General features: G+C 62.4%; 11 protein-coding genes. 6 read left to right on the forward strand and 5 right to left on the reverse strand.

Annotated elements, in window-relative coordinates; genetic code table 11:
• Positions 1-127: 127 nt before the first annotated feature.
• Positions 128-3,745, reverse strand: coding sequence for a helicase-related protein (locus IRZ24_RS06980; protein WP_297161650.1), 3,618 nt, complete (start codon positions 3,743-3,745; stop codon positions 128-130).
• A gap of 485 nt (positions 3,746-4,230) precedes the next feature.
• Between IRZ24_RS06980 and IRZ24_RS06985 the strand changes: the two genes are divergently transcribed.
• The 3 genes from IRZ24_RS06985 to IRZ24_RS06995 all read left to right on the forward strand — a co-directional run bounded on the left by IRZ24_RS06985 (position 4,231) and on the right by IRZ24_RS06995 (position 9,607).
• Complete coding sequence (locus tag IRZ24_RS06985; protein WP_297161653.1) at positions 4,231-5,220, forward strand: GtrA family protein; 990 nt, start codon at positions 4,231-4,233, stop codon at positions 5,218-5,220.
• Positions 5,217-7,598, forward strand: a complete 2,382-nt coding sequence (locus tag IRZ24_RS06990; protein ID WP_297161656.1) for a glycosyltransferase family 39 protein — start codon at positions 5,217-5,219, stop codon at positions 7,596-7,598. Before IRZ24_RS06985 ends, IRZ24_RS06990 begins: the two co-directional genes overlap by 4 nt.
• Before the next feature lie 542 nt (positions 7,599-8,140).
• Positions 8,141-9,607, forward strand: a complete 1,467-nt coding sequence (locus tag IRZ24_RS06995) for a cellulose binding domain-containing protein (protein WP_297161659.1) — start codon at positions 8,141-8,143, stop codon at positions 9,605-9,607.
• 829 nt (positions 9,608-10,436) lie between these two features.
• On the opposite strand, the gene IRZ24_RS07000 is transcribed toward IRZ24_RS06995, so the two are convergent.
• Positions 10,437-10,628, reverse strand: coding sequence for a hypothetical protein (locus tag IRZ24_RS07000; protein WP_297161662.1), 192 nt, complete (start codon positions 10,626-10,628; stop codon positions 10,437-10,439).
• 39 nt (positions 10,629-10,667) lie between these two features.
• Positions 10,668-10,853, reverse strand: coding sequence for a hypothetical protein (locus IRZ24_RS07005; protein ID WP_297161665.1), 186 nt, complete (start codon positions 10,851-10,853; stop codon positions 10,668-10,670).
• Positions 10,854-10,888: 35 nt separating this feature from the next.
• Here IRZ24_RS07005 and IRZ24_RS07010 point away from each other — a divergent pair, with 35 nt between their 5' ends.
• From IRZ24_RS07010 to IRZ24_RS07020, 3 genes are all read left to right on the forward strand, one after another.
• On the forward strand, positions 10,889-11,953 hold the full coding sequence (locus IRZ24_RS07010; protein WP_297161668.1) for an FAD:protein FMN transferase: 1,065 nt from the start codon (positions 10,889-10,891) through the stop codon (positions 11,951-11,953).
• A gap of 106 nt (positions 11,954-12,059) precedes the next feature.
• Positions 12,060-12,830 carry a ferric reductase-like transmembrane domain-containing protein gene (locus IRZ24_RS07015; RefSeq protein WP_297161672.1) on the forward strand — a complete coding sequence of 257 codons (771 nt, stop codon included), beginning with the start codon at positions 12,060-12,062 and terminating at the stop codon, positions 12,828-12,830.
• A 258-nt stretch (positions 12,831-13,088) separates the two neighbouring features.
• Complete coding sequence (locus IRZ24_RS07020) at positions 13,089-13,979, forward strand: hypothetical protein (protein WP_297161675.1); 891 nt, start codon at positions 13,089-13,091, stop codon at positions 13,977-13,979.
• A gap of 436 nt (positions 13,980-14,415) precedes the next feature.
• Here IRZ24_RS07020 and IRZ24_RS07025 read toward each other — a convergent pair whose 3' ends face one another.
• Both IRZ24_RS07025 and IRZ24_RS07030 read right to left on the reverse strand, forming a co-directional pair.
• On the reverse strand, positions 14,416-15,654 hold the full coding sequence (locus IRZ24_RS07025) for a potassium/proton antiporter (RefSeq protein ID WP_297161677.1): 1,239 nt from the start codon (positions 15,652-15,654) through the stop codon (positions 14,416-14,418).
• A gap of 136 nt (positions 15,655-15,790) precedes the next feature.
• Positions 15,791-16,678, reverse strand: coding sequence for a class I SAM-dependent methyltransferase (locus IRZ24_RS07030; protein ID WP_297161679.1), 888 nt, complete (start codon positions 16,676-16,678; stop codon positions 15,791-15,793).
• Between the last annotated feature and the right edge of the window lie 174 nt (positions 16,679-16,852).

Raw genomic sequence — 16,852 nt, forward strand, 5'->3', positions numbered from 1 at the left:
CATGCACCGCATCAAGAGACGTCTGCTTCAAAGGAAAATCGACCTCAATCAGGCGACGCTCCTCATGCATAACCATATTCCTTAACAGCGATATACTGGAGAAAGAAATACCCCAGGAGAAAGCAGCTCACTCCTCGGCGGCGCGCTGAATATCCGCCGGCGAGAAGAGCACGCCCCCCTTGGGATAGGCGATCAGCTTCGCGTGCGGATTCCGCACCCGCCGCAGGACCGGTCTCTGTTTCTCGCACTCAAACACGCAGTAGAGCCAATACCGCTCTTGCAAATTCTGCGCGCGCTGATACTCATTTTCCGTCAGCTCGATGGGGCCGATCCCAACGCGCCCCTTGACCTCGATCGCGCGCTCCTCGCCCGAAGGATAGCGCGAGAGCAAATCAAAGCCCGGCCAGGCATCCAACCCGGCGGCCCGCGCCTTCGCCGGCGTCGACACATCCCACACCCTGGCCCCCTGCCCCTCCTCATAGGCCCGGGCCACCCGCATCGCGATCTCCTCCACCGCCTCTGCATAGCGCCGCTCATCCTCGGGATCAACCGACGGCAAAACCAAAGCCTGCGCCAGCAGCGTCACCTCTCCCACCCCCAACAGCTCCGGCTCGCGACTCAGCGTTGCCAGCGCCTCCTCTCGCCGCCTCTGCAGCGACTGCTGTAAAGCCTTCACGCGCGTCAACTCGCCCTTAGCCTGCGCATCGCCAGCGAGAGCCTTCTCATGGAGACGGCGCCGCCGCTCAGCTAACTCACCCTCCTGATAAGTAAACGCGCGCTTCAAGAACATCTGCCGCTCCGCTAGCGTCTGCAAGAGAGCCGCGCGCCGCTCCTCGACCAGACGCTTCCCAACCGTCTCGCGCACAAAAGCCTCCAGCGTCACCACCCGCTGCGGCCAAAGCGGCGCCCAAACCTCCAGCGCCTGGCGTACCCGCACCGCCTGATCCTCATCTCCGCTGCCATCGCGCAAGAGCAGCAACTGCTCCGCCGGGCACTCGCTCAGCGCCCCATCTTCCTCCTGGCGCACCCCAACCAGCACCACCCGCACCAGCTCAGGCCGCTGCAAGGCCCGCAGACTGGCATCGGCCTCGCGCCGCACCACCAGGCGCAGCAAAAAGAACATATACGGGCGGCGCGCCGTCGGATCGATAAAGACCGCCCCGCGCGCAGCCTGCTCAGCGTAGCGGGCCCAGATCAGATGATGCAGCCGATCAAAGACCGGCTCCCCCGGATAGAGAAAGATCGCCTCCCCGTCCGCGCCTGGCGGATAAACCGTCAAGCGCCCGCGGCACGACAACGGATAGCGCTCCAGGGCCGGCGTCAATTGCTCCAAGGCCCCCGCCGTCCGCTCACGCAGCCCAAACGTCCCATCGCCATAGTCCTCCACCTGCAGCCCGAGCAACGGCGCCGCCCGCTCCACAAAAGCCCGCACATAGCCCGGCAACAAGCGGCGATAGCGCTCCCGCTCCAACTCCTGGCGCAGGCGAGGCAGCTCTCGTCTAATGGCATCCGCCCCTGTCCCTGCCGCCCCCTCGCTCAGCCCGTAGCGTCGGCGCTCCTCTTCCTGCTCAGCGCGCACCCGCTGCGCCGTCAGCGACTCCTCCAGACGCCGCTCGATCTCCCCAGTCTCCTCCGCCGGCCCCAAGACCACCCGCTCCATATACTCGCGCAACGACACCCCTTCCAGCAGGCGCCCGATCACATCAAAGACCTTATCGCTCCCCAGCTCCTGGCGGATCGCCTCCAACTTCTCCAGCAGGCGCTCCATCACCCGGCCCTCGCGCGTATTGCCCGCCACCAGATTGACAATATGGACCGAATCATGCTGCTGGCCATAGCGATGAATACGCCCCATGCGCTGCTCAAGGCGGGCCGGGTTCCACGGCAGATCATAGTTCACCAGCAGCCAGGCCACCTGCAAATTGACCCCCTCGCCGGCGGCGTCCGTTGCCAACAGATAGCGCGCCCCGCCCTCGGTGAGTGGCCTGCGGAAAAACGCCACCGCCTGCTCGCGCTCCTCATAGTCCATCCCGCCATGAATCACCGCCAACTGGCCCGTAAAGCCCAGCGCCTCCAGGCGACGCCGTAAAAACTCCAGCGTATCGCGATGCTCCGTAAAAATAATCAGCTTCTCTCCGGCGAAGCGCGGATCTCGCAGCACCTCGCGCAGCTTCTCAAACTTCGCCTCCGAGCCCCGCTCATAGACCTGGCGAGCCTGAGCCAGCAACCTGGCCACCTGCGCGCGCTCCGCCTCCAGCTCCTGCAACGAGGAGGCCAGCACCGCCCGGAGAATCTCCTCCTCGGCCCGCTCATGCTCCTCCTGGCCAGCTACACTCTCCTCCTCATCGGCGGTCTTCGTCTCCAGCGGATCGCTCCACTCGGACAAGGCCGCCTGCGTCAACTGCCGCAAGCGCCCGGGCGGCAGCTCTCTCCGACGCACCTGCTTGATCAGCTCATCGAGCCACTCCAGACGACGCTCCAGCGAACGCAGCAGGGCATAGGTCGAACTGGCCAGCCGGCGCTGAAAAACGCTCATCGCCAGACGCGCCGCCTGGCGGTTCAGCAGGCTCGTGCGGTTGTAGGTCGTGCGGATATACTCCGTCGTCTCCTCATACAGAGCCTGCTCCAGCGGACTCAACTCGTAGCGCAGGGTTGTCGCCAGGCGCGGCGGATAGAGCGGGCGCCCATCGAGCGTCACCAACTCCTCCTTCACACGGCGCAAAAAATGACGCTGACGCTCCTTAGCCGGGAGCTGCTCGAAAGCCTGCGGCGTTGACAGCAGCTCTGGCTCCAGTAAGCGCCAGAGGCAATAATAAGGATCAGGCTTCCCCATATGCGGCGTCGCCGTCAACAACAGCAAATGATGACAGCTCCACGACAGCGACCAGCGCGCCTCATCAGTGGGAATACCAGCCAGCGCCTCCGCCAGCCGATAGCGATCTGTGGCCCGCAAACGCCCATCGCTGTCGAAACTCGCGCTCAGCTTATGAGCCTCATCAAAGACCACCAGATCGTACGGCTCAACCGTCTCCTCCTGCAAACGCCGAAAAAGACGCTCGCCGGCCAGCGTATCCACGCTCACAATCAGCAGGTTGCTCTCCAGCCCCACAAAGGGATTGCTCCCACGCGCCTCACTCCCCGTCACGATGCGGAATGGCAGATTGAACAGCCGCCGCAGCTCATGACGCCAGTTACCAACCAGACCCGCAGGAGAGACAATCAGCACACGCGTAATCGGGCGACGGCTCAGCATCTCGCGGATATAGAGGCCGGTCATAATCGTCTTCCCAGCCCCCGCATCATCCGCCAGCAGAAAGCGCAGCCGCGGTTGCGGCAGCAGATGCTCATAAACGGCGATCCGCTGATGGGGCAGAGGATCAATCAGCGCCACCTCGGATGCAAAGGTAGGATTAAATAAATAGGCATAAGAGAGACGCTCACCCTCGACCACCGTGCGCACCACCGCCGGATCAGCCTCAAAGTCAGGCAGCCGCCAGCGCTCAGGAGACTCAGCAAGGGAGGCCAGGACCTTTGGAGAGGGGGCAGGCCCCACTAACGCGAGCAAACGCTCGCGCAGCTCAGGAGGTAACCTGGAGAGGGAACCTTCTCGCAATTGTTGTACAAGATCAGGATGAGCAGCCAGCAATCGTGACCACTCCTCATGCACCCAAGGCCGAAGCCCGCGACGCTCCTCGGGCGAGGGGAACCCCGGCGATCCCCTAGAGCCACGACCCGAACCACTCACGAGGCTGCTCCTTACCAGGCATAAAACTCATCAGGACCAAGAAACTTCTGCCCAATTGTACTATATTGGCCTCTATAGATCAAGAGCGGCAAGCCGGTCTCTTTCCACACAGCCGGCAGATCGGGCATAGCCCCAGAGCAGGCCACGCCCTCCCATTCATGAGAAAATTCTCATCTTCTTCCAATCTTCTTTCAAAAAAAGGCCCCTATGCTAAAGGCGACGGGCAGGCCCTGGGGACGGGCGCCAGACTCATCCATGCTGGCGTCAGAGGGCGCCGACACAGCAGCGCCGGGCGGGTGGCCGGCCTGTCAGCAGCTAGTCAGCGGCTCGCGAGCGCCTGACAGTGAGGCCGTGACCGGACAGGACGATAGCGAGCTGCGGATCAGACAGCGAGCAGCACGCCCAAACATAGCATTAGTCATAGATCACATAAAACAGAGACAAAACGGCAACGAAGAGCACCACAACAAAAGAGGAGAGACACATTGATTTTACTAGAACGGCCAGCCAGCGGACCGACCAACAAAGCAGCGCAAGCGCCGCGCTATGGGAGTCGGTCCGCAGCGCTTGCCTCAGCGCACTGCAGAGCCTGCGCGCGGGTCACCCCGCTTAGAGAGCCAGCCAGGGGCCAGCGCCCGCGAGCAGGCGGCTATCAGTCACAGCAAACCCTGAAGCCGCCGCGGCCTCTGCGACCCACGCGGCTCTACCGATTGATCCAGACGCAGCCAGGAGCCGCCATCTCCCTTGCCCTCGGGCCACACGACCAGGAAGAGGCCCCCATCGCCAGCCTGGCGAAGGAGGATCGGCTCGAGCCAGCCATCAGCCAGAGAGGTCAAGCAATAGCCAGCGCCGCCGATGGCAAGCGGCACCAGAGGAACTGGAACATTGGCCAGCTCCTGCGCTTCGCCATCACCGGTGGACTTAACACCGTCATCGACATCCTGGTCCTCAATGCCCTCATCTGGCTGCTGAACGTCAAAAGCACGCCGCTGCTTCTCGCCTGCAACATCATTGCCTACTGCGCCGGAGCCGTCAACAGCTTCCTGCTTAACAAATACTGGACCTTCGACACCCAGGAACCGATCAGTGGCGGCGAACTCTGGCGCTTCGCCCTCATCACCCTAAGTGGCAGCCTGTGGAGCAGCAGCATCCTCTGGCTAGCGGGCCTGGCCCTGCAGCACGTCCTGGTCAACCCGGCCCTCTGGGCCAACGCTGCCAAAGTCGTAGCCATTGGCGGCACCGCCCTCATCTCCTACCTTGGCCTGCGGCTATGGGTCTTCGTCCAGCGCCGTCCTGAGGCAAGCCTCCCGAGAGCGCATCGTTTCCAGCAGCAAGCGCGTTGCTCACAGTGGGAAACGTTGCCAGACCAGGGCTACCAGCCCTCTGCCAGCAACGGCCCCACAGCAACGACAGCAACGACAACACCGCACGCAGACCATACACAGTGGATGTGGAAAGGACCCGAAACGCTATGATGGGAACACCGACCCCAACGCCAGCCCTACCGGAGATCGAACAACCTTTGGCCCCCGACACGGCCCCAATGCCAGCCACAAAGAGGGACTGGCCGCCCCTTTGGCGACGCCTCGCCCTGGCGGCCATTGCCCTGCTCTCCGTCTTTCTCAACTTCTACCAGCTCGGCGCCAACGGCTTCGGCAATCTCTACTACGCCGCCGGCGTACGCAGCATGCTCGATAGCTGGCACAACTTTTTCTTCGTCTCCTTCGACCCCGGCGGCTTCGTCACTATCGATAAACCACCACTCGGCTTCTGGTTGCAAGTTGCCAGCGCCAAAATCTTCGGCTTCACGCCTTTCAGCGTCCTGTTTCCCCAGGCCCTGGCGGGCGTCCTCTCCGTCCTGCTGCTCTACTACCTTGTGCGGCGGCACTTCGGAACCACCGCCGGCCTGCTAGCGGCCCTGGCCCTGGCCATCAGCCCGATCAGCGTCGTCACCAACCGCAACAACACCATCGATAGCACGCTGGTATTCGTCATGCTGCTCGGCGCCTGGGCCGTCATGCGCGCCGCCGAGACAGGGAAACTGCGCTGGCTGCTGCTGTGCGCCCTCTTTATCGGCCTAGGCTTCAACATCAAGATGCTCGAAGCCTATCTAGTGGTGCCGGCCTACGGCCTGCTTTACCTGCTGGCGGCACCGCGGCGCATTTGGGTGCGCATCGGCCATCTAGCCCTGGCGGCCGTACTCATGCTGGCCGTTTCCTTCTCCTGGGCCTTGGCCGTCGACCTGACCCCAGCCTCAGCCCGTCCGTACGTTGGCTCCAGCCAGGACAACTCGGAGATTAGCCTGGCCCTGGGCTACAACGGCATTCAGCGTCTCCTGGGCCACTTTGGCTTAGGGCCGGGCGCGCGCGGCAATATAGGCTCTCCCAGCTTTGAGCGGATTGACGGCAGTAGCTCCAGCAGCAGTAGTTCCAATAACGGGAGCTTGTCGAACCGCAGCGGTACCAATGGCACAGCCACGACGCCGTCCGCTAGCAGCTACTTCCAGCCGGGCGAGCAACCGCCGGCGGGCGCTGAGGAGGCGCCCCCGCAGGGCAGTACCACCCCGCCTGAAGGCGCAGCGCCGGGCAACGGCCCGACCACCACTCCTGAAAACAACGCCGGTCCCGGTAATAATCAATACGTGATTAACAATGTGAGGCAGCCTCCCCAGGGCCAGGGAGGCGCGAACGGAGGCGGCATGTTTGGCACTGGCACACCCGGCCCCTTCCGCCTCTTCAACGAACCCCTCGGCGGCCAGATCGTCTGGCTGCTGCCGCTGGCCCTGCTCGCTATCGTGGCCATTGCCTGGCAGCGACGCCCACGCTTCCGTGGGGACCCCGAGCAACAAGGGCTGATCCTCTGGGGCGTCTGGCTGCTGACCACAGCGGTCTTCTTCTCGGTGGCGGGCTTCTTCCATCAGTACTACCTGACCACCATGGCCCCAGCGGTCGCCGCCCTCTTCGGCATAGGCGTGGTGGTCATGTGGCACGACTACCGTCGCCGCGGCTGGCGTGGCTGGCTACTGCCGCTGGCCCTGCTCCTGACAGCGCTAGAGCAGCTCCATATCATCACCAGCAATCCGGCCTGGGGCACCTGGCTGCTTCCCCTGATCGCCGTCCCCTGCGCCCTGGCGGCCCTCATCCTCTTCATAGCGCGCCTTGTCCCCTTCCTGCGCGAGCGAGCACAAGTGCTGGTGCCGGCCCTGGTCGTGGCCCTCATCGCGCTGCAGCTCACGCCGGCGGTCTGGTCCTTTATCCCTGTCCTGCGCGGCGAAGCCGCCAGCCTTCCCACGGCTGGCCCGGGCAACCAGTTTGGCGGCCTGGGAACCGGCGGCTTCCGGGCCTTCAATGGAGCGGGCAACGGCAGCGCCGCCGAGCGCTTCCGCTCCTACTTTGAGAACTTCGAGCGGGCTGCCGCGGGGCAGAACGCTCAGCCTCCCAACGGCTCCGGCGCCGAGGGCCTCAGCGTCAATACCGCCCTCATCAACTACCTCCAGGCCCATCGCAATGGCGCCAAGTACCTGGTTGCCGTCATGAGTTCGAACGAGGCTGAATCGATTATTCTGGCCACCAACCAGCCGGTGATGGCGATGGGCGGCTTCTCCGGCAGCGATCCAATTCTCACGCCGGCCAAGCTGGCCCAGCTCGTCAAGAGCGGTCAGGTACGCTTCTTCCTGATCAATGGTAGCGGGCGCGGCTTCGGCGGTGGGAGCCAAAGCGAGCTGATTAACTGGATCGTCCAGCACTGCCAGCAAGTGCCGAGCAGCGCCTGGCAATCCTCCAGCACGAGCAGCGACGGCGGCTTCGGTGGCCTCGGAGGCGGCGCCCAGCTCTACGAATACACCGGCAGCTAACACAGCAGATATCCAACGAGGCGGGCGTTGGCCCTCGCGCTCCTACTAGGGCGCCACCGGCGCCCCGCCTCGTGCTCCCTCCCATTCACCTGTCCTGTCCTACCTTGTTCCAGCGAGCGGGTCGGCCCCTCTGCTCATCTAGAGCGAGAGCCGACCCGCTCCGCTTGCTCTCCTCGACTCGTCCTCTCGCTCACCCTAGACGCCATTACCACTAATGGTACTTTCTGGTATGCTCTGGGAATAGATGAGCTGTGATCAATGAAGCAAGCTGAGAACTGGATTCACACCATAAACGTCTGTGTCAAGACCGCCCGCTGTAGCAGGAGAAGCGAACAGAATCTTGACGCTAGCCCCATGATCTGTTATTGTGAAACTGCACATTTGATATGATCTATGCTGTAGCACAAGGGCGAGAGCCTCATTGCTGTAAGTGACCGCGGTGCTCATTCTCATGAATAGATGAACGAACGACCCTCATAGCGTCCTGTGCTGCAGCCACGAGAGGAGGACCCTCAATCGAAGCATCAAGGAGGAATGTGCGCATGAAGCGAATTGGAAGCAGGAAGCTATTGTGGGTAATTGTCCTGACGCTGCTCGTCCTCGTGGGAGGCGGGCTAGCCCTCGTACCCGTGTTCTTGGGGACACACACGGCGGCGGCGGCTCCCGTTGATCAGCTTGTGGGCTATGGAGCCGGCACCACTGGCGGCGCCGGCGGTAGCGTGACCACCGTCAGCACGCTGTCTGCTCTACAGAATGCCGTCAAAGGCTCCTCGCCCAAGATCGTCTACGTCAGCGGCACGATCACGGGCGACACCGATGTCGATGTTGGCTCCAACACCAGCATCATTGGTGTGGGTTCCACGGCCTCGCTGGTCGGCGTCAGCCTCTCGCTCAAGGATGTGAGCAACGTGATCATTCGCAACTTGAGCATCTCCTTTGTGCGCGCCGACGGCAATACCAGCGGGGATGCTATCCATATCGAGCACTCACAGCATGTCTGGGTAGACCACAACAATCTCTTCTCAGACATGGATCACGGCAAGGACTACTACGATGGCCTGGTCGACATCACCCACGCCTCCGACTACATCACGGTCTCCTGGAACCGCCTGCACGACCACTACAAGGTCTCGCTGGTGGGCCACTCCGACTCGAATGCCTCGGAGGACACCGGCCATCTCCATGTGACCTATCACCACAACTGGTTCTATAACGTCAACTCGCGCCTGCCCAGCCTGCGCTTTGGCACCGGCCACATCTACAACAACTACTACCAGAACGTAGATGGCAGCGCCATCCATTCGCGCATGGGCGCCCAGGTGCTGGTTGAGAACAACGTCTTCCGCAATGTCGATGTCGCCCTGACGACGACCGGCGATAGCCCCGAAGATGGCTTCGCCAACGCGCGCGGCAACGACTACGGCGGCGCGACGGTTGATATCACCCAGGTCGGAACCTTTACGACGGCTCCCTACAATTACACGCTGGATGCGACCAGCGACGTCATCAATGAGGTGACGACCTACTCCGGCGTGGGCATCGTGAGCGGCAACGGCTCCAGCGGCGGCGCAACTCCAACGCCGACCCCGACAGCAAGCGCTACACGCACGCCAACGCCGACGCCAACGCCAACGGCAGCAGCCACGCGTACGCCGACGCCGACCCCGACGGCTTCCGCTGGTACGAGCTGCCGCGTGAGCTATACGGTGACGGCCCAGTGGCCGGGCGGCTTTACGGCCAGCCTGACGATCACCAACACGGGAACGACCGCCTGGAGCAGTTGGCGCCTGACCTTCACTTTCCCGTCCGGGCAGATAGTGACCCAGGGCTGGAATGGAACATTCAGCCAGTCGGGCAGCACGGTCACAGTGACCAATGCTTCCTATAACGGCAGCGTGGCAGCCGGTGCCAGCGTCAACCCGGCGCCCGGTTTCAACGGCACCTGGACAACGGCCAATACGAACCCGACGTCTTTTAGCGTCAACGGCGTTAGCTGCAGCCTGGCCTAGCCTGGCCGGGCCAGAGCAGTTACCTGCCCTGTCTCTCTCCGGCCTGACTCCCGGATCAGGCCGCAGGGCATGGGTGGTAGCTGGTAGACTGCTGCTGAACGACGTCATCAACCATAGTTGACAGCCAGGCCTGTCTTGCCTCCTTAACTCGCCAGCAGTCGCTGAACTGGTTACGCCGGCAGAGCGGCCCCCGGGCCGGCGTGAACCTTGAGCCTGGCCTCTGAGCACCACTTTCTCTCTCCACAACACTGGTGCAGTGCCGCTGATCAACTGTTGACGCCCCGCGCGCCTCTCTTGGAAATGCATGAGAAATTTCTCATCTAGATCCAATGCAATTTTCATCGCAGCGTGGCATAGCTAAGGATGAGCCATCGGCAGAGCAGCGCACAGGAATGCAAGGTACTGACCAGCGAGCGAAGTCTACACCGGCCCAATCCTGAGCGCCTTGGTGAGAACCTTCTCATCTCTGTCCAATAGAAGCCCAAGAAAGGCCTGATAAGCTAGAGGTTGTTCAGCCTGATGCTCTACTTTCGCGAGGCACTCTACACACGAGAGGTGAAACCATGCACGATGAGACACGAGAACGCCATGTCGCCGCGCAGACAGGGAGCGCCAACAGCCCCTATAGCGGCTATGGCGCTTCCAGCTCCTACCGAGCTTCTGCGACCTACGGCGGACCCTATCCTCCTGCGAGCGATGCTCGTGGAGAGAATCCTTATAGGCCCTACGCTCCCTATGCCTATCCTCCCTACGGCTCTTACGGCCCAGGAAACAGCCAGCGCACTGGATGGGAGACAGTGCCCATGCCTGCGACCGCTGGCTCCTGGCATCAACCGTCCTCACCGTGGAGCGGCCCGGGGACCGAAAAGCTTCCGCCACCAGCGGCCAGAGTGGGGGGAGCAGCCGCCACCCCGGCAGGCGTATCAGCGCGCCAGAAGCAGAAGAAGGAGCCTGGCATGCCAAAAGAGCAGGCGCAGCGCCTGGCGCGTCGTCTGAAGCGCTGGGCGGTGGCGCTCGCCATCGCGGGCTTTGGCGCCTTCAGCGGGCTAGTCGCTTTCCATCAAGCCAGCGCCAGCACCAGTGCCAGCCAAAACACCCCTTCCACCTCGTCGTCTTCCAGCTCGCACGTCGGTGCGCCCGCCAGCAGCGGTAGCTCATCATCATCGTCGTCGAACTCCAATAGCAGCAGCGCGGGCGCCAACTCATCTGTCTCTGGCTCAGCGGGCAGCAGCTCAACCCAAGACAACAATGGTTTCTTCAATCAGCAAGGAGGAGATAACTTTGGCAGCCAGCCAACTTTCGGAGGACAGGGCCACAGCGGCAGCGGCGTCTCCTGAGTACATTACGCCGCCAGGCCTGGTGCGCGGCAGCTTCCAGGCAATGGGGACAACGGTCAGCTACCTGCTACCCGCTGAGCACGGCGAGCGTGGCGGCGAGCTGATCACCGACCTCTTTAGCCGCTGGGAAGCGGTCCTCAGCCGCTTTCTCCCCCAAAGCGAACTAGCACGTCTCAATCGCAGCGCTGGCCAGTGGGTGGAGGTGAGCGAGCTACTCTACGTGGTGCTGACCCACGCCCTGGAAGCCGCTGCCGCCAGCGACGGCCTCTATGATCCGACGCTGCTGCCCCAGCTCCAGCAGCTTGGCTACGATCGCAGCTTTGAACTCCTGGAACAAGCGGGAGAGGCGGCCCGCCCTGGAGAAAGCAGCCGTGCGGGGCAAGCGCAAGCGTGCGAGAGCGAGCAGCGAGCTGGTGGGGCCTGGCGACACATCGAGGTTGATCCCGTGTTACGACGGGTGCGCCTGCCGATAGGAGTGCAGCTTGACTTTGGAGGCATTGCCAAGGGCATGGCCGTCGATACGGCTCTAGGAGCCTTGCGCCGACGGGGCATGATGCCGGCCCTGGTCAATGCTGGCGGCGACCTGGCCGTAGCCGGCCTGCCGCCCGATAGCGAGCATTGGGCCATTGCTGTCCCTGGGCACCAGGGCGGCTGGACCATCCCCCTGCGTCGTGGGGCAATGGCCACCTCGGGTATCGCGCGCCGGCGCTGGTGGCAGGCCGGTGCCTTGCGCCATCACCTACTTGATCCCCGCACCGGGCTCCCCGTGGCAAACGGCCTGTGGTCGGTGACCGTCGTTGCCGACCGCTGTGAACAGGCTGAAGTCGCAGCCAAAGTAGCCTTTATTCTTGGCCCCGACCAAGGACCGGCCTTCCTGCGCCGTCATGGCCTTGCCGGCCTCCTGGTCTATGAAGATGGACGCTGGGAGAGCGTTGCCCCCTGGCCAATACACCTCATGACCGCCTGGCGGGAAGAGAGAACACAGCAACCACTGCCAGAAGAAGGATAAAATACGCTATGGAGGCTGCGCATCCGCACTGTGATGGTAGTCGCTTAGATGTTGAGCTGACGATCTAGCGAGCAAGAAAACATATGCAGTAAGGAAGAGTATATATATGCAGACGATCTGGCAGAGTATAACCTGGAATGTAGCGCGGGCGGGTGGCTTGACAGCCTACCTCTTGCTGACCCTGGCAGTCTGTGCAGGGCTAGCGCTCTCGGCGCAGCTACAATCGCCGGCGCGCTGGCCACGCCTGGTCAACAATGAACTACATAACTTTCTGACCTTGCTGGCCACCATCTTTGTCGGCCTCCATATTCTGGCCGTCTGGGTTGATCCCTTTACGCATTTTGGCTGGAACGAGATCCTGATCCCCCTGGCCAGCCACTACCGACCCTTCTGGATGGCGCTGGGCATTTGCGCCCTCTACCTGGGCATCGCCATTGGCATCACCACCTTACTGCGTCCCTACATCGGCTATCGCTGGTGGCGCCGACTGCACCTGCTCACGCTGGTACTCTTCGCACTGGCAACCCTGCATGGATTGGGCAGCGGTAGCGATACGCAAAGCTGGTGGGCGCTGGCGCTCTACGGTGGAAGCCTCTGGGCCGTAGGCTGGCTGCTCTGGCGACGGATCTCCGCGGCGCGGCATGCTCGGCAGGAGCGGGCACAGCTTCAGAGACGTCTACAAGCCCAGAGGCGCCCAGCCGAGACGGCGCAGCCGGCAGCGACAGCGATACCTTCGCACTCCCCAAGCCCGGCAGCTCTGGGACCAGGCAGCGGCCTGACGCTTCCAGCTCAGAGCGGAGGACACTCCGGGCTGGCGCCTGCCTCGCGATCGTGGTCAACACCGCCGCCGTCCCCGTCGCAACCACTGCGTCGTTGAGCTACGAGCAGCCAGTCGCCAGAAACCATGGCCCAGATCCAGACAAACAAAGGCGGTGGCCGGGTCCTGCCGCTGGCCTCCTTCCTGGTCCGGGCAAAGGCAATCCCAGGCCGCCCTTGCCTGGCCAGGCCCTTCTCCTAATTAAGGATTAATACAAAGGGACAACATTGACAGCGTCATGGCCCCTTGCTACACTCGCTGGTAAGAGATCGGCCCTGAAGCAGCGCTCTCAGCGAAGAGCGAGAGACGAGCCAGGAGATGCGACCCGACCCAGCGAGAGCAACCAGAGGCAGGGAAGAACAGCGCGGCCTGCGCCTGCTCGCCAGCCTTATGCTGATCATCATCCCAGTCAGCGTTGGCCTGGTGGTACTCTCGGTCTGCCTGACTCCGCTGGTCTCCCGGCACATCCTGGAGAGCGCCGAGCAAACCACCACCCTCCTGCTCCTGGCCCTCTGTATCCAGCTCATCGGAACCGGCGCGCCGCCTGGTGCTTACCTGGTGGCCTTGCTCATCGCCACCGCTTTCTACCTGGCTACCCTCCAGTGCGCGCTCATCGGCCTGACCTGGCCCCTCTTTCTCTGCCCCTTGGCCTTCATCCTCCTCAGCCGTCTGGAGGAGGCGAGAGCGCAGCACCCTGACGAGGCGGTGATTGTTTTGAGAGCGCTGGCCCCGGCGGTGGTGCTGGGCACCAGCTTGCTGGCGGACCTGCTGGCGGCCTGGTGGCAACCGCCCCTTGCGGCCCTGCTGCTCAGTGGGCCGGCCACCCTACTGACCTGGTGGCTGCCGACCCTCGATGTCGAGCGGCGTCAAACTATCACAGGCTTCATCCTTGCCAATACCAGCCTTCTGGTAGGCCTCTGCTTGCTTGTAGGACTGGGCCAGCTCTTTGGGCTAGCGCGTGGCCTGGTGACTCTCTTCTGTTGCTATCTCGGCGCCAGCATCAGCACCCGAGTCCTTAGCACTAACGCCCGCCTCAGCCTCTGGCTCACCCTGGCTTTGCTCCTCCTGCTCTCCCCCTACTATCTAGGACGCCTCTGGGAGCCGACAGCTCTCAACTGGTCGTTGACTCTCATCGCCCTCGCCAGCCTGAGCCTGGCAGTCGTGATCATCCGGCTCCTGGAGCGGCGCCGGCCCGCCCCGCCGCGTTAAGCCAGTGAGCGCGATCTGCTTGCCGCCGGGGATGAAGAGCGAGCCAGAGCGGGAACAAGCAGCGCTTCTGGCACCTCCTGCCAGCAGAATCGCTGGCTCATTCTCAAGGCAAAGGCATCCATCGCCAGCACGGGCCTGGCGCAGCCTCCCACTGAGCCGTAGATCCTGTTGGCCCAATGCTCACCTACCTGGGAAAGGAGAAAGGGCGCAAGCTCAACTGACCGCTGACCGAAGAAGCCTTCAGAGCGGCCCTGGCTCAGGCCTGACGGACCTGGCTGCACACACACAGGCAGTCGTCAGGGGAGAAACCAGAGACCTTATCTTTCCCTGGACGCCGACGAATGGAAGGAAGGCTATGACACGGAGCGGCACAGTGGCCCAACTCGGCGCGGCAGAGCAGACCTGGTCAGGCTCCAGGAAAGCGCACTCGTCTCATCTAATCAGGAGCTGAGGAAGAAGTAGTAGCAACCTCAGCCTCCCCAGGTTCTAGCGTTGGCCTGGCCACGCCCAGCCACCTGGCGACCAGCGGCACCGTCGTGCCCTGTAACAGCACCGAAGCCAGCACCACAAAGAAGACCAGGTCAAAGAGTAGCTCCGCGCGCGGCAGCCCGGCCAGCAACGGGAAGGTCGCCAGGACAATCGGCACCGCGCCGCGCAACCCAACCCAGGCCACAAAGAGCTTTTCCCGCAGCGGCATACGCCGCAAAGGCAGCAGCGCCAGCAGGACAGCCAGCGGGCGGGCCACAAAGACACTTGCCAGCGTAATCAGCACCCCGGCGAGAGCCACCGCCGGCAAACGCGACGGAAAAACCAACAGACCCAGGATCAAAAACATAGCGATCTGCATCAGCCAGGCCAGACTATCATGAAAGCGTCCGATACGCTCAATACCTTCCACCTGGCTATTTCCCAACAACAGCCCCACCAGATAGACGGCCAGGAAGCCACTGCCACCAAGCAGCGCCGTAGCTGCATACGTAAAGAGCGCCAGCGCGATGGTCAACACACGATAGAGGCCTTCTACATCCAGATGCAGCCGTCCGATCAGCCAGATTGCCAGCCAGCCGATCACCAACCCCAATACCAGCCCGATGCCCATCTGCTGCACGAAGAGCAAAAGTATACTCAGAGGTGATGACTGCGGCTCACTGAGCAGACGGATCAGGCCCAGCGTCAGAAAGACCGCCATAGGATCATTGGTGCCCGATTCCAGCTCCAGCAAAGGCAGTAACTGGCCACTTAGGCGCAAATTGCGCGCTGCCAGAACACTAAAGACCGCGGCGGCGTCGGTGGCCGAGATCAGGGCGCCCAGCAAGAGGCCCTCCAAGGGAGAGGCATGGAGCAGCCAGACAGCGAAGAAGGCCACAACCACAGCGCTCAGCAGGACACCAAGCGTCGAGAGCAACAAAGCGCCGCCGAGAGCGGGACGCACTACTGACCAGCGCGTCTCCAATCCCCCGGCGAACAGAATGAGAATCAGGGCCACAATCCCCACCGACTGAGCAAGCTGGGCATCGTCAAAATAGATTCCACCGGGACCGTCTGAGCCGGCCAACATCCCCAGGCCTAGAAAGAGGAGCAGCGCTGGAATTCCCAGCCGGCCAGCAACTTTCCAGGCGGCGATACTCAATAGCAGCAGTAGCGACGCGATCAGCAGCTCATTCTCAAAATGCATCAGCTTCTCCCGTAGCCACAGTAGCCCGCTCGTTGCACAGCAACAAGACGACCGTACTACCTGCCTGTCTTCTCTCCTTTACGATACCAGCAGGCGCAATTCTGGCGCAAGGAGCGAGCGGCCAGGGGAGGGATCACTACTGCGGGCGCTGGCCATAGACCACGTAGAAATTGCAGTAGGTGCGGTACTGCTCGCACTCATGCAGCCAGGCAGCCGCGAGCTGCAGATACTCCTCAGTGCTCACGCCCGTAGCGGCTGACACCAGAGGCGCGATGGTCTGATTGCCAGCAGCGAAATCGGTGCGGGCCATATTGCCCAGGCGACCGCCCCAATCGCCGATGGGAATAGAAATCACCTGGGCCGTCACGTGCAGCAAGCCGGCCTCGCGCAGCAGAGGCTCCAGGCGAAGCGCCATCTTTAGATCAATGCCACGGCTCTGGCAGGCGGCCACGATGAGCTGCAACATGCGCGTGGTGGCCGGGCCACTGCGCTGAAAGAGCGGATCAACTTCAACCAACTCCAGCCAGCCGCCCGGGCGCGTCACGCGCACCAGATCCTGAATCACCAACGGCCAGCGGTCAGCCGGCAAAGCGAAGACGAGTAGACGCTGATGAACAAAGTCGAAGCTGCCGGCGGCGAAGGGGAGACCATCGAGCAGATTCCCCTGGCGAAAGGTACAGTTGGGCGGGAAGGAAGGCGAGGCGGGTGGCAAATTAAGGTCGAAACCGATCAAGTGCGCTTCCGGAAAGAGCTGAGCCATCTCAGCCAGCCAGCGCCCGGTACCACAGCCGACATCAAGGATGCGTTTCGGTTCCACAACTGGGGCCAGGTAGTTGCTACGCAAGGCGTAGCGCAACATGTAATGCTGGAAATCCAGGCGGTTAATCTCGCGGTCATCCTTGGGCAGCATATAAGGAACGGGTACGTCGTCCTCAGTGAGACTGATGGATCGGTTGGCGTAGTCATAGACTTTGGGGGTAGAAAGGCGAGACCGAGTAGATCTGCGGCGAAACCACCTCAGCATGTCCTATCTCTGCATCCTCTTCATGAGTGATTAGAATTTTTCTCAAACGAGCAGGTGATTGGGATGGCATCTCACACGAGCCAATCGCGCATCACTCTCCTACAGGTAGAATTATATGGACATATAGGCCAGCTGTCAAAACGGGCTAACCAGGGAAGGAGCGCAGGAGAGCAG

The sequence above is a fragment of the Thermogemmatispora sp. genome (assembly GCF_019683755.1).
GTDB lineage: Bacteria > Chloroflexota > Ktedonobacteria > Ktedonobacterales > Ktedonobacteraceae > Thermogemmatispora.